General features: G+C 67.7%; 13 protein-coding genes. 8 read left to right on the top strand and 5 right to left on the bottom strand.

Annotated elements, in window-relative coordinates:
- The first annotated feature begins 35 nt into the window (after positions 1-35).
- From QOC76_RS07275 to QOC76_RS07255, 5 genes are read left to right on the top strand one after another with little or no spacing between them, the layout of a single operon-like run.
- Positions 36-959, top strand: a complete 924-nt coding sequence (locus QOC76_RS07275; protein WP_526355690.1) for a DUF4129 domain-containing protein — start codon at positions 36-38, stop codon at positions 957-959.
- Positions 960-961: 2 nt separating this feature from the next.
- A complete protein-coding gene (locus QOC76_RS07270) occupies positions 962-1,447 on the top strand; it encodes a hypothetical protein (protein WP_526355773.1) in 486 nt (161 codons plus the stop codon).
- Positions 1,444-2,412: an AAA family ATPase gene (locus tag QOC76_RS07265; RefSeq protein ID WP_526355688.1), complete on the top strand. Its 969-nt coding sequence runs from the start codon at positions 1,444-1,446 to the stop codon at positions 2,410-2,412. The genes QOC76_RS07270 and QOC76_RS07265 overlap by 4 nt, the downstream gene beginning before the upstream one ends.
- Positions 2,409-3,740: a DUF58 domain-containing protein gene (locus QOC76_RS07260; protein ID WP_526355686.1), complete on the top strand. Its 1,332-nt coding sequence runs from the start codon at positions 2,409-2,411 to the stop codon at positions 3,738-3,740. Before QOC76_RS07265 ends, QOC76_RS07260 begins: the two co-directional genes overlap by 4 nt.
- Complete coding sequence (locus QOC76_RS07255) at positions 3,737-4,219, top strand: hypothetical protein (protein ID WP_526355684.1); 483 nt, start codon at positions 3,737-3,739, stop codon at positions 4,217-4,219. The genes QOC76_RS07260 and QOC76_RS07255 overlap by 4 nt, the downstream gene beginning before the upstream one ends.
- On the opposite strand, the gene QOC76_RS07250 is transcribed toward QOC76_RS07255, so the two are convergent.
- The gene (locus tag QOC76_RS07250; RefSeq protein ID WP_526355682.1) at positions 4,203-6,197 is read right to left on the bottom strand and encodes a M13 family metallopeptidase; all 1,995 of its coding nucleotides are present in this window, start codon (positions 6,195-6,197) and stop codon (positions 4,203-4,205) included. The genes QOC76_RS07255 and QOC76_RS07250 overlap by 17 nt on opposite strands.
- A gap of 46 nt (positions 6,198-6,243) precedes the next feature.
- Positions 6,244-6,402: a hypothetical protein gene (locus QOC76_RS07245; RefSeq protein WP_526355680.1), complete on the bottom strand. Its 159-nt coding sequence runs from the start codon at positions 6,400-6,402 to the stop codon at positions 6,244-6,246.
- A gap of 209 nt (positions 6,403-6,611) precedes the next feature.
- Between QOC76_RS07245 and QOC76_RS07240 the strand changes: the two genes are divergently transcribed.
- Together QOC76_RS07240 and QOC76_RS07235 are read left to right on the top strand one after the other, a co-directional pair.
- The gene (locus QOC76_RS07240; protein WP_526355678.1) at positions 6,612-7,220 is read left to right on the top strand and encodes an Rv1363c family protein; all 609 of its coding nucleotides are present in this window, start codon (positions 6,612-6,614) and stop codon (positions 7,218-7,220) included.
- Positions 7,217-7,906 carry a hypothetical protein gene (locus QOC76_RS07235; RefSeq protein WP_526355676.1) on the top strand — a complete coding sequence of 230 codons (690 nt, stop codon included), beginning with the start codon at positions 7,217-7,219 and terminating at the stop codon, positions 7,904-7,906. Before QOC76_RS07240 ends, QOC76_RS07235 begins: the two co-directional genes overlap by 4 nt.
- Here the strand turns inward: QOC76_RS07235 and QOC76_RS07230 are convergent.
- The 3 genes from QOC76_RS07230 to QOC76_RS07220 are packed head-to-tail and all read right to left on the bottom strand — an operon-like array spanning position 7,893 to position 11,792.
- Positions 7,893-8,300: a CoA-binding protein gene (locus QOC76_RS07230; protein ID WP_526355674.1), complete on the bottom strand. Its 408-nt coding sequence runs from the start codon at positions 8,298-8,300 to the stop codon at positions 7,893-7,895. The genes QOC76_RS07235 and QOC76_RS07230 overlap by 14 nt on opposite strands.
- A 37-nt stretch (positions 8,301-8,337) precedes the next feature.
- Positions 8,338-8,877 carry a helix-turn-helix domain-containing protein gene (locus tag QOC76_RS07225; protein WP_526355672.1) on the bottom strand — a complete coding sequence of 180 codons (540 nt, stop codon included), beginning with the start codon at positions 8,875-8,877 and terminating at the stop codon, positions 8,338-8,340.
- Positions 8,874-11,792: an MMPL family transporter gene (locus QOC76_RS07220; protein ID WP_526355670.1), complete on the bottom strand. Its 2,919-nt coding sequence runs from the start codon at positions 11,790-11,792 to the stop codon at positions 8,874-8,876. Before QOC76_RS07220 ends, QOC76_RS07225 begins: the two co-directional genes overlap by 4 nt.
- Positions 11,793-12,106: 314 nt before the next feature.
- Between QOC76_RS07220 and QOC76_RS07215 the strand changes: the two genes are divergently transcribed.
- Positions 12,107-12,673: a hemophore gene (locus QOC76_RS07215; RefSeq protein WP_526355668.1), complete on the top strand. Its 567-nt coding sequence runs from the start codon at positions 12,107-12,109 to the stop codon at positions 12,671-12,673.
- Positions 12,674-12,699: the final 26 nt, after the last annotated feature.

Below are 12,699 nucleotides of genomic sequence, written 5' to 3'. Positions count from 1 at the left end.
TTGCGACCTTGATGCGGGCGCGGCCAGGATGAAATATGGCCCATCGGCCCCGCGTCGTCGCCGTGATCGTGCTTCTGATCGTGGCCGGCGCCGCGCTGCACGGATATCTGCCAGGGGCGGAGACCCCGCCGCACGACCGGCCGACGACTAGTTTCGGCAGCCTGTTCGCCGTCGTCGCCATGCTGGTGGTGTCGATGGCGATCATCGTGATCGCGGTCGTCACGCAATCGCGGCACCGGCCCGTCTCCTACGGCCCTGGCGAACCGCCGCGCGAGATGACGGGCCAGCGGCGGCCACTGACGTGGCGGATGATCCTTTTCGCTGTGGCTGTGGTGATCGCCTGGCTGCTGCTTGTTGCGCTGCTGTCGCGGATGAACGCGCACTTGGACGTCGAGCAGCCGCCGCCAGACGCCGGCATGCCGCCGTCGGGCCCGCCCCGGCCTCCGGCGGACCAGCCGCAGGACCCTGAGCCGTCGTCCAACGTCTTCTCTCTGCTCGCCGGGTCGACGGTGCTGCTGATGATGCTGGTGTTCGTCGCGGCGGCGATCATCGGCCGCCGGCAGCGACGTCGTGTCACACCGGTCGCGTCGTCCGTCGACGAATACCGTCCCGCCGCAGCGGTATTGGGGTCCGATCCGCTTGCCAGCGCGGCGGAGGTCGGGCTGGCGGAGGCCGGCGACCTGAGCCGCGAGCCACGGGAAGCGATCATCGCATGCTATGCGGCGATGGAGCGGACACTGGAGAATTCGCCGGATATCGTTCCGCGCGAATCGGATACGCCGTCGGAAGTGTTGGCCCGCGCGGTCGAACACCACGCGCTGCGCGCGGACAGCGCGACCGAACTGGTCGACCTGTTCGAAGAAGCGCGGTTCAGCCCTCACGTGATGACCGAGGATCACCGGGAGACCGCAATGCGAGTGCTGAGGCTCGTCCTCGCCGAACTGCGGAGCGTCGCATGAATCTGAAGAAGCTTGTCGCCGCCGGCCTGTCCCTGGTGTTGGGCGTGCAGGTACTGGCGATGCTGATGCCCGACCGGCGGTTCGTTCTCGTCATCGTCGGGGTTGCCGTGGCGCTGACGTTGCTCGCACTGCGCGGCTATCTGGCGCACTTGAGCGAAGAGCAGCCCACCGCCCCGATGATCAACGACGCAGAAGTGTCGTTGCGGCGCTGGTTGTCTCGAACCGAGACGCTGATCTCGTGGTCGGAGTCCACCCGATCGGACTGGGATCGGCACCTGCGACCGATGCTGGCGCGGCAGTTCGGCATCGCGACGGGCCAGAAGCAGAACAAGAACCGTGACGGGTTCCGCGCCACCGGCCGGATGCTCTTCGGCGACGAACTGTGGGCGTGGGTGGATCCCGAGAACATCGCGCGCACGGACAAGCATGTGCCCGGCCCCGGCCGGGAGGCGCTCGACGAAATCCTTCGGAGGCTGGAGCAGGTATGACGAGTTCTTCACTGCCGGCGGCGACCACCACCGCCAACTGCGAAGCGGTGCTCGACGAGATTCAGCGCGTTGTGGTCGGCAAGCGATGGGCGCTGACGTTGATCCTGACGTCGGTGCTCGCGCGCGGGCATGTGTTGATCGAAGACCTTCCTGGCCTCGGCAAGACGCTGATAGCGCGGTCGTTTGCGGCGGCATTCGGCCTGGAGTTCACCCGCGTGCAGTTCACCCCCGACCTGCTTCCGGCCGACCTGCTCGGTTCGACGATCTACGACATGCAGTCGGGCCGTTTCGAGTTCCGCTCGGGGCCGATCTTCACGAACCTGCTGCTGGCCGACGAGATCAACCGGACGCCGCCGAAGACGCAGGCCGCGTTGCTCGAGGCGATGGCCGAAGGCCAGGTCAGCATCGACGGCGTCACCCATCCGCTGCCCGCGCCGTTCCTGGTGCTGGCCACCGACAACCCGATCGAGTACGAGGGCACCTATCCGCTGCCCGAGGCGCAGTTGGACCGCTTCGCGATCCGGCTCGAACTGCGCTACCTGTCCGAGCAGGAGGAGACGTCGATGTTGCGCCGCCGCCTCGAGCGCGGCTCGGCGGAGCCGACGGTCAACCAGGTGGTGGACGCCCATGATCTGATCGCCATGCGCGAGTCGGTGGAGCAGGTGACCGTGCACGACGATGTGCTGGCCTACGTCGTGTCGCTGGCCAACGCCACCCGCCAGCATCCGCAGGTGGCCGTCGGTGCCAGTCCGCGCGCCGAACTCGACCTGGTGCAGCACGCGCGTGCGCGGGCTCTCCTGTTGGGCCGCGACTACGTGATACCCGAGGACGTGAAGTCCCTCGCCGTTCCCACCATGGCGCACCGGATCAGCCTGAAGCCGGAGATGTGGGTGCGCCGTGTGCACGGCGCCGACGTCGTGGAGGAGCTGTTGCGACGGCTGCCGGTTCCGCGGGCCCGCACGTGATCGAGACCCGTCGCACCGAGGTCGACTTGCGCTGGCACGCCTCACCGTTGACGCGCGCGGCGGCCACCTGTGCCGGCGTGGTCCTCGTCGCCGCGTTGATCGGGTCGCGGTGGCAGCTCATCGCGTTCGTGGCGCCGCTGCTCGGCGTGTTGTGTTCGATCGGCTGGCAGCGCGGCCTGCCGAAGGTCTTCGTGCACGCGGCGCCGGGCCTGCAGCGCTGCTTCGAGGGTGAGCAGACTCAGATCAGCGTATGGGCCACCACGGAGCCTGCCGACCTCACCGTCGCGCTCGCGATAACCGGTGTCGACGGTATGCGACTCGACGTCATACCCGAACCCTCTGGGCGGCAGAGGGTTACCATCGCCGCCGACAGGTGGGGTCGCTACCCGATCCGCGCGACGGTCGAAGTCGTCGCGCCCGGCGGGCTGCTGTCGGGCACCGCGACCGTCGACGCCGCCGACGCGTTCGTGTTCCCGTTGGCGCCTCCGCAGTCCACCGCCATTCCCAAGACGGAACTGCTCGACCGGCTCGGCACGCACCTGACCCGGCACATCGGGCCGGGTGTCGAATACGCCGACATTCGGCCCTACGTCCCCGGTGACCAGTTGCGGACGGTCAACTGGCCGGTGAGCGCGCGTCGCGGCAGCCTGCACATCACCCAGCGGTTGACCGACCGGGCCGCCGATGTGGTGGTGCTCATCGACATGTACGCCCAGCCGCCTGGCCCGGCGACGGACGCGACCGAACGGGCGCTGCGCGGAGCCGTGCAGGTGGTGCAGAGCGCATTGCGGAGCGGTGACCGTGCCGGCGTCGTCGCGCTCGGCGGCGGCAGGCCCCGCTGGCTCGGCGCCGACATCGGGCGCCGACAGTTCTATCGGGTACTTGACACGCTGCTCGGTGCTGGTGACGAATTCGAGCCCACCACAGGCAGTTTGGCGCCGCGCGCCGCATTGCCGCCGGGCGCGATCGTCGTAGCGTTCTCCACGATGCTCGACACCGAGTTCGCACTCTCGCTGATCGACCTGCGCAAGCGCGGGCACACCGTCGTCGCGGTCGACGTCCTCGAAGGCGCCCCGTTCGGCACCGCGGACGCGAGGAGCGGAGAAGGCACCGCGCACGCGAGGAGCGGAGGAGGCACCGCGCACGCGAGGAGCGGAGGAGGCATCGACCCGTTGTTCACCCGGATGTGGACGATGCAGAGATCGTTCATGTACCGCGACATGGGCACTGTCGGTGTAGACGTCGTGTCGTGGCCGTCGGAGAACACCCTCGACCAGGCGATGCGACTGGTTCCCGAGCATCGGCGGCCGGTGCGGAGGCGACGATGACGGAGGTCCTTCGGAAAGCCCACCTGCTCTCGACGGCGTTCGGGTTGGTGATGGTGGCGGCGGCGGGATTCCAAACCGTCGGGCCGGCACTCGTTCTGGCGATGATCGCGGCGGGCACGGTGGTGGCCGGGATCGTGCTTCGCGTTGCGGCGACGGCGGCGGTCCTGTTGGCCGCCGCGGCGATCGTCGTCTCCGACGCGCCACCGATGCCGGCCGCACTCGCCGGCCTGTCGGCAGCGTGCTACCTGGTGCTGCGCTACACCGAGGGTGGTTCGGCCAGGGTGGTCGGCGCCTCGGCAACGGCGATGCTTGCAGCCCTTGGGTTTACGTTCATCGGCGTGCTGGCGGCATCGTTCCCGTTCGAGCTGCCGTGGTTGCCGCTGCTCGCGCCGCTGGCGGTGTTCGGGATCTATGTGCTCGCCACCCGCCCGTTCTTTCAGGCGGGCGAGGGCAAGCTGGAGATCAGCTCCAGATCCTGACCCGTCGCTCCGGCTCGAGGTAGAGGGCGTCGTCCTCGTCGACCTCGAAGGCCTCGTAAAACGCGTCCATGTTGCGGATCACGCCGTTGCAACGGAACTCCGGCGGCGAGTGCGGGTCGATCGCGAGCCGCCGAATCGACTCGGCGTCACGTGATTTCGTGCGCCACACCTGCGCCCAGCCGTAGAACACCCGCTGCACACCGGTCAGCCCGTCGATCACGGGTGCCGGCTCACCGTTGCGCGAAAGCTGGTAGGCCCGCAGAGCGATCGACAGGCCGCCGAGATCGCCGATGTTCTCGCCGACGGTGAATGCACCGTTCACGTGATACCCGTTGCTCAGGGCGCGGGGCACGTACTGGTCGTACTGCTCGATCAGTGCCTTGGTACGCGCGCCGAACTCGGTGCGGTCGTCGTCGGTCCACCAGTCCACCAGGTTGCCGTCGCCGTCGTACTTGGCGCCCTGGTCGTCGAAGCCGTGGCCGATCTCATGGCCGATCACCGCCCCGATACCGCCGTAGTTGGCCGCGTCGTCGGCGTCGGCGTCGAAGAACGGCGGCTGCAGAATCGCCGCGGGAAAGACGATCTCGTTCATGCCCGGGTTGTAGTAGGCGTTCACCGTCTGCGGCGTCATGAACCATTCGTCGCGGTCGACCGGGCCGCCCAGCTTGGCGAACTCTCGCTCGGAGCCCAGCGCATAGCCGCGACGGTAATTGCCGTAGAGGTCGTCGCGTTCGATGACCAGTTTCGAGTAGTCCCGCCACTTCGCGGGATAGCCGATCTTCGGTGTGAACTTGTCGAGCTTGGCCAGGGCGCGCTGACGGGTCTCCGGGGTCATCCACTCCAGCTGGTTGATGCTGACCCGGTAGGCCTCCCGCAGGTTGGCGACGAGTTCGTCCATGCGGGCCTTGGCGCCGGGCGGGAAGTGCCGCTCGACGTAGAGCTTGCCCAGTGCGTCACCCATCAGGCTCTCCACCACCGAGACGCCGCGCTTCCACCGCTCGCGGATCGACTCGGTGCCGCTCAGCGTGCGGCCGTAGAAGTCGAAGTCCTCGGTCACGAGATCGTCGGTGAGCAGCGAAGCGCGAGCGTGGATCAGCCGCCAGCGGGCCCAGCGCTTCCAGTCCTCGATGTCCTCGCCTGCCCACAGTGCGGCGAACGCGGTGAGGTAGTCGGGTTGGCGCACCACGAGTTCGGCTGCCGTCTCCGGTGTGGTGCCCATCGCCGTGATCCAGCCGGCCCAGTCGAAGCCCGGCGCCTCGGCGGGCAGGTCGGCGAACTTGCGCAGGTTATAGGTGAGGTCGGCGTCGCGCCGCTTGACGACGTCCCAGTGCGCGGCCGCCAGCTTCGACTCCAGCGCCACGATGCGCTCCGCGGTGGCCTGCCACTCTCCCGGCTGCGGCTCCTCGCCGTAGACGAGCCCGAACATCGCGGCGATGTGGCGCGGATAGGCGGCCAGGATGTCGGCGTGCTGCTCGTCGCGGTAGTACGACTCGTCGGGCAGCCCGATCCCCGACTGGCTCAGGTGCAGCAGGTAGCGGTTGGAGTCCTTGGAATCGGTGTCGATGTAGGCACCGGTGCCACCGCCGACACCGGTGTGCTGCAGACCGCCGATCACCGCGGCCAGCGCGTCGGCGTCGGAGGCGTTGTCGATCGTCGCCAGCTCGTCGAGCAGCGGCTGCACACCGATGCGCTGCACCGTGTCCTCGTCCATGAAGCTCGCGTACAGATCGCCGATGCGCTGCTGATCGGTGCCTTTCTCGGCGCCCGGTGCCGCTGCGGCTCGGGTGATCAGATCGTGGATCTGCTCCTCGGCACGGTCGTACAGCGAGCGGAACGCGCCGTCGGTGGCCCGGTCGGCGGGAATCGTGTAATCGGCCAGCCAACGGCCGTTCACGTGGCCGAACAGATCGTCTTGCGGGCGGGCTTGCTGGTCGACGTGGCTCAGGTCGATGCCCGAGCGAGTTGCTTCTACCGTCACCCCGACATTCTTCCAGAAGTGCGAGAGTGCGCCGTCTGCCAGGAGATCACCAGCTCGACGAGGAACCTTCCCCAGCGTTGCCTGCAGTGGCGTCACCCAGCTCGGTTCCGAGCATCGCGGCCAGGCAGCCGCGATCCGCGCAGTCATGTGGCGCGACCGCTGCGGCGGCCGCTCGACGGGTCGAGGTGGTGGTGTTGGCTGTCATCTCAATTCTCCTGTTTGCGTTTTCGATTCGGATGTTCACCGGTTCGTTCCGGCGGTCACAAGCTATGTGTCCGCGGTCGAAGTGGCTCGCTTGTGCGCGCAAACCGCAAAAGACTCGATCTCCGTCTTTTGCGCATTGTGCTCAAGGAGTGGACCGCGCCCGCGGCGACGGCGATCGTGCCGAAATCACGGTTAGGTACCCTCACGGCCATGCCCGACGACGAGCGCACCGGCGACGACCTCGCCGAGGACGACGGCCCGCTCTTCTCCTGGTACGGCGTGGCCTCCGCGGCGCTCGGCCTGCTCTCGGTGGCGGCGATCGTCCTCGCACTGATGATCTGGTCGGGCCACCGGTCGGACGCCGACGAGCGCCGCTACCGGACCGAGGTGCTCAAGGTCGCCGCCGACTGGACCACCGTCCTGATCAACATGAACTCAGGCGACGTCGACACCAGCATGCAGAGGCTGCACGACGGCACGGTCGGGGAGCTCAACAACGAGTTCGAATCCGTGCTGGAGCCGTATAAGAAGGTGATCGAGACGCTGCAATCGCGGACCAGGGGCCAGGTCGACTCGGTGGCGATCGAGTCGATCTACCACCGACCGCAGACGCTGCCCGACGGCAGCCCCGCGCCCGCACCGACCCCCCAACCCGCGCTCGCCGATCTGGTCAAGCGGACCGACACCGTGATGGTGGTGGCGACGTCGATCAGCGACAACGTCGCAGGCAAGCCGCAGACCGTGCGCTGGAACATCCGGCTGGACGTCTCAGATGTCGACGGCAAGCTGCTGATCTCCCGCCTCGAGCAGGTCCGATGAGGAACCGGCTGCGGGTGCTGGCGTTCGACATCGCCGCACCGCTCGCGGCGATCGCCGCGGTGATCTACATCGGCATCGCGATGGCCTGGCCGCTGTGGTGGGTGGCGCTGGCGTCGGTGCTGTGCCTGTTGATCGTCGAGGGCGCGATCGTCAACGCCGTGCTGGCGCGCCGCGACGGGGTGACGGTCGGCACCGACGACGACGGGCCGGGACTGCGGCTCGCGGTCATCGGCCTGGCCGCAGTGGCGTTGGTCGCCGCGGTGGCGATCGGCTACACGCAGTGGACGGTGCCGGACCGCAACCTGCGCGACGACAGCGCGGAAGTGGTGGGCATCGCGAGCAGTGTGGCCGAGGCCAGCGCGACGTTCACACCGGCGAGTCCGACGGCGGCGATCGACCGGGCCACCGAGCTGATGACGCCGGACCGCGCCGACAAGTACAAGAACGAATTCGCGGCTGTCGCAAAGCAATTGACGAGCAAAAACGTGACGGCCTCTGCCAGCACGATTTCGGCGGGTGTGGAGGCCATCGGGCCGCAGGACGCCAGCGTCGCGGTGATGATGCGCGGAACGCAGAACGTGCCGGGTCAGCCACCGGACATGGCCGTGCTGGCGTTGCGGATCACCTTGTCGAAGGAAGGCAACCGCTGGCTCGTCGACGACGTGACGCCGATCAACTCACGCTGAGCAGGCGGGCGTAGTCGACCTTCAGGCAGCGGTCCATCACCACCTGCAGCCCCGCGGCTTCGCCGTCGCGCGCCACCTGTTCATCCCACAGGCCCGACTGCAACCACAGGGTTTTCGCGCCGACTCCGATCGCGTCGGCGAGCACTGCGGGCAGATGCGCGTGGCGCCGGAAGACGTCGACGAGATCCGGTACGACGGGCAGCGCCGCCAAACTCGGATACGTCGGAGTGCCGTCGATTTCGCTGACCGTCGGGTTGACGAGGTAGCACTCGTAAACGCTGGCCGACTCGAGGTATTTCCACACGCCGTAGACGGCGCGGACCCGATTGGCGGACGCGCCGACGATCGCGACGGTTCGGGTTTCGCGCAGGATTCGATCGATATCGGCTGCCATGATTACCGGTATACCCGCGAGATGAGACCGGCGGCGCTCAGTGCGCGGCAGGGCCGCCCGGGCGGTGCGCCTTCATCTTCGCGAAGCGATCCGACAGCCTGCTCATCCGGACCATCAGGGATGCGGGCGGGCTGGTCTTACCATCGAGATATCCCGCGAGTTCCTCACCGGGCACGCCGATGCGCGACGCGAACTCGGTCGGTTTGAGACCCGACCGGCTGAGCAACACCCGGATCTGCCGGGCCACCTCAGCGCGTTCGTTGGCTTCCAGATTTTCCCTGGTGCGGGTCAGCACTTCGGACAGTGCCTTCGAAACCCCATACGGCCGTGTCGACTCCAACACCTCCTCGACTTGGCGCGCGGTCCTGCCGTACGGATCGCGCTTGATGGCGGTGACGATGCGCTGCCAAACGGTCAGGTCGTCGGTTTCCAGCGCCTCGCGGATCGCGGCCGTCGGCCAGAACTCCACGGGCTTGTCGTCATCGATAGGCGGGCGCACCCGTTTCGGGGCCCCGGTCGGTATGCGTGCGGTGGCGGCGTCGCGGCGCGCGGCGCCGGTCTCGGGAGCCACCGTCACCTCGCCTCCTCCAGCATTGCGACCGCCACCGACAGGCACCGCTCCCTGACCTTGGCCCAATCAGCCTCCGCCTCGGCGCCCGACATCGGAATGTCGAACTCATCCGACGGATGCGGATCGGCCAACCGGCGCACCAGCTGCGTGGCCACCCATTGCTTCCTGGATGGCTCACCACAGTAGTACCGATCCATTCCGGTCAGTACCACAGCGGCGGTTTGAGTCTCCATGTAGGCGACCAAATCGGCAAACTCAGCGAAGTCTTTGGTGCTGTTCCGGCACATGATCAGGTAGCTCTTGAGCCGCAGCGTCTCGGCGCCGGTCGGTATCGACAGCCGGTCGCCGGTGGGCAGCTGAACGTTGGTGGTCTCCATCGGGCTGTTGCGCTCGACGGCCGGCCGATCGGTTTCAGCCTCGGTCTCGAGGGCGTCCAGCGCCACCGACAGCCGGCCGCGCCACATCGTCACGGGATGCATGGGCCGCGGTCCGCGCTTCAGCTTGACCGTCTTGCCGTTCCCGGCGCCGTTGGTGTGCGAATGACCGTTGGTGTGGCCGTTGAGTGCGTTGATGCAATCCGACCCGTTGGAGGGCAGGCAGCCGCTGAACGCGAGGGGATCGGCGACGGAGATCGTGTGCGGAGCCATGTTCTTCAGCTTGGCCGCCGACTTGACCACGTTGCGAATGTCGATGCCCGATGCCGCCAGCGTCGAGATGTCGTCCGGAATGATGACCAGATCGCCGATGTCGGCCTTGGGAAGCGGCTTCTCGAAGTCCACCGACGGCAGCAGACGGTCCAGCCAACGCGGCAGCCACCAGTTCCATTGGTCGAACATCGCCATCAGCGCGGGCACCAGGATCAAGCGCACGACGGTCGCGTCGACGGCGATCGCCACCGCGCACGCGACACCCAACTGGGCCACAAGCGGCATACCCGCGAACGCGAAGCCGATGAAGACCGCGATCATGATCAGCGCCGCGCTGGTGATGGTGCGCGCGCTGGTGCTCACGCCGTAGGCGACGGCGTCGCGGGTGTTGTTCGTCTGCAGGAACCGCTCGCGGATTCGGGTCAGCAGGAAGATCTCGTAGTCCATGGACAACCCGAACGTCATCGCCAGCACAAGCGGCGGAATGGTGCTGTCCAACGAGGCGATGGGCCGGAAACCGAGCGCTTCGAGCCAGCCCCATTGGAAGACGGCGACGAGGCTGCCGTAGGCGGCGGCCACCGACAGCACGGTCATCAGCACGCCCTTGAACGCCAGGAACACCGATCGGATGGAGACCAGCAGCATCACGAATGCGATCAGCGCGACGAAGCCGAACACCGCGGGCTGAGTCTTGCCCACCCGGTCGTCGAAGTCCTTGATCAACGCGGTCGGCCCACCGACGTCGATCGTTGCCTCATTGCCCGCCACCGGTGGCAGCTCCGCGCGCATCCAGTCGACGGACTGGCGGGCGGCCATGTCCTCCGGATCCACTGTCAGCACCGCCGAAACCAGCGCGCTGCGGTAGTCGTTGCCGAACACCGCCGGTTGCACCGTGACGACGTTGGGCGCCTGCGACATTCGCTGTTGGACCTTCTGCAGAAGAGGTTCCTTCGTCGGCGCGGACGCGGAGTTGCCGTCGGGGAACGTCACCAGCACGCGGACCGGACCGAGCGCGCCGGGGCCGAGCGCGTCCGCCGCGGCGTTCACACCGCCGCGGATCTCGTGCGTCGGGTCGAACTGCCGCAGCATGCTGTTTCCGAGCACCATCGAAAAAGCCGGCGCGGCAAAGGCCAGCAAAAGCACCGTCGCGCCCAGCGCCGACAGCCACGGGCGGCGCATGACCCAGCCGGTCCACCGGGTCCAGAACCGCGACTGGGTGGTCTCAGGCCGTCGCGACCAGTGCAGCAGCCATGACCGCTTCGCCGCCGCCCGCCCGAACGTCGCCAGCACCGCGGGTGTCAGCGTCGTCGAGGTGAGCACGGCGACGGCCACCGCGAGGATCGCGCCCGTCGCCATCGACATCAGCACGGGCGTGTTGATCAGGTAGATGCCGGTGACCGATGCGATGACCGTCAGACCGGACAGTACGACGGCCAGACCCGAGGTCGCCATCGCAGCGTCGGCAGCCTGTTCGGGCTCTCGGCCTGCCCGCAGTTCCTCGCGGAACCGCATGAGAATGAACAAGGAATAGTCGATGGCCAGCGCGATCCCGAACATCGACACCGTTGACGTCACGAACACCGACATCTGGGTGTACATCGACAGCAGATAGACCAACCCCATGGTGACCGCGACCGTGCAGATGCCGAGGACCAACGGCATGGCGGCGGCGGCCAGCGAGCCGAACACCGCCAGCAAGACGATCAGGACGATCGGAAGGTTCCACTGCTCGGCCTGGGCGATGTCGTGTTTGGTGGCCGCGGTCGCGGCGGCGCCGAGCGCACCCTGGCCGATGACGTAGAGCTTGACCTTCCCGTCGGAGACCTGGCCGGGCTGATCGCCGTTGATCCCGACCTTCTGCCGCAGCTGCTTGGCGACGTCGACCGCGCCGGTGTTGTTGAAGTCCAGCTGCAGCGTGACGACGTAGGGCCGGTCCGGCTGCGGCGGCGGCTGCTGCGGGTTGGGCACCACCTTGACGCTGGGCACCTCGCCCGCGAGCCGCTCCAGATGGGCGACGGCCGCATCCATGTCCGCGTAGGACGCGTCGGCCCGCGGCGCCGCGACCAGGGCGAGCGGCGACGCCCCCTGGTCGGGGAACTGCTCCTCGAGCTCCTGCTGCACGTACAGCGACTGTGAACCGGCCACCTCGAAGCCGCCGCCGGTGAGGTGGCTGGACTGGGTCATGCCGAGATACACCGCAGGCACGAGGAGAAGTAGCCACACCACGAAAACTGCCCAGCGGAATCTGCGCAGGCCACTGCTCAAGCGCATCATGAACTGCTGGATGGTTGTCCCGCTTTCTCCCCGGCTCGCGTTACGTAGCCCGAGGATATATCAGCGCGTGCAGGCAAGACGCGCCCTAACTAACGCCTTAAGCTGCTCTAACCCGCCTTTGTGAAATAGCGGCGGCCTTGCCGGCTGCTACCGATCACCTGCCGTTCACCTGGGCGCTCGGTTGCTGGATTGGCCCGGTTGGGGCGGCGATGGCATTATGTCGTCTTGGTTGCCACTGCGTCGCGAGCCTCTTCGCCGCCGATGGCAGCCGTTTGCGAGACACCAGCTGTCCGCAAATCGTAAGGAGTTCGTCGATGACACCGACCCATATGACTGCCCGTCGCAGCCTGTTCGCCTTGTTCGCTGTTTGTGCAGCGGGCGGCGCCACCGTCGCCGTGCTGGCTGCGCCCGCCGGTCCTTCCATGCCGTCGGCAACGGCAGCGTCGGATCCGTGTGCGGCGAGCTCGGTCGCCAGGACGATCGGGACGGTGGCCAACTCCACAGGTGTCTACCTGGACTCGCATCCGCAGACCAATCAGGCGCTGACGACGATTTCGCAGCAGCAGGGCGGCCCGGCCTCTCTCGTCGCGCTGAAGTCCTACTTCGACGCCAACCCGCAGGTGGCCAAGGACATGCAGCAGCTGCAGCGGCCGCTGACCGATCTCTCCGGTGAGTGCCGGCTTCCGGTGACCCTTCCGCAGATCATCGGTCTGCTGCAGGGCGCACAGCAGGGGCTGCCCGGCGGTTTGCCAGGATCGTCGCCCGGCGCGCAGTCCGTCGGTGTGCCCGGCACGGCTTTGCCGGCGCAGTCGTCGCCCGCATCGGCGGTGGTCCAGGGCGTGGGGCCGCTGCCCGGTCCGGCGACCGTCGCCACGCGGTAGCTGGCCTGCGCCACGCCGCCGTTGTG

It is taken from the genome of Mycobacterium sp., assembly GCF_032159565.1.
Taxonomy (GTDB): domain Bacteria; phylum Actinomycetota; class Actinomycetes; order Mycobacteriales; family Mycobacteriaceae; genus Mycobacterium.
This window is presented reverse-complemented; position numbering and strand designations above follow the sequence as displayed.

What these genes read in the sequence shown, in the direction of transcription:
- QOC76_RS07275 (WP_526355690.1), top strand. Translation starts at nt 36, where the DNA reads ATGGCCCATCGGCCCCGCGTCGTCGCCGTGATCGTGCTTCTGATCGTG.
- QOC76_RS07265 (WP_526355688.1), top strand. Translation starts at nt 1,444, where the DNA reads ATGACGAGTTCTTCACTGCCGGCGGCGACCACCACCGCCAACTGCGAA.
- QOC76_RS07255 (WP_526355684.1), top strand. Translation starts at nt 3,737, where the DNA reads ATGACGGAGGTCCTTCGGAAAGCCCACCTGCTCTCGACGGCGTTCGGG.
- QOC76_RS07245 (WP_526355680.1), bottom strand. Translation starts at nt 6,402, where the DNA reads ATGACAGCCAACACCACCACCTCGACCCGTCGAGCGGCCGCCGCAGCG.
- QOC76_RS07240 (WP_526355678.1), top strand. Translation starts at nt 6,612, where the DNA reads ATGCCCGACGACGAGCGCACCGGCGACGACCTCGCCGAGGACGACGGC.
- QOC76_RS07235 (WP_526355676.1), top strand. Translation starts at nt 7,217, where the DNA reads ATGAGGAACCGGCTGCGGGTGCTGGCGTTCGACATCGCCGCACCGCTC.
- QOC76_RS07230 (WP_526355674.1), bottom strand. Translation starts at nt 8,300, where the DNA reads ATGGCAGCCGATATCGATCGAATCCTGCGCGAAACCCGAACCGTCGCG.
- QOC76_RS07220 (WP_526355670.1), bottom strand. Translation starts at nt 11,792, where the DNA reads ATGATGCGCTTGAGCAGTGGCCTGCGCAGATTCCGCTGGGCAGTTTTC.
- QOC76_RS07215 (WP_526355668.1), top strand. Translation starts at nt 12,107, where the DNA reads ATGACACCGACCCATATGACTGCCCGTCGCAGCCTGTTCGCCTTGTTC.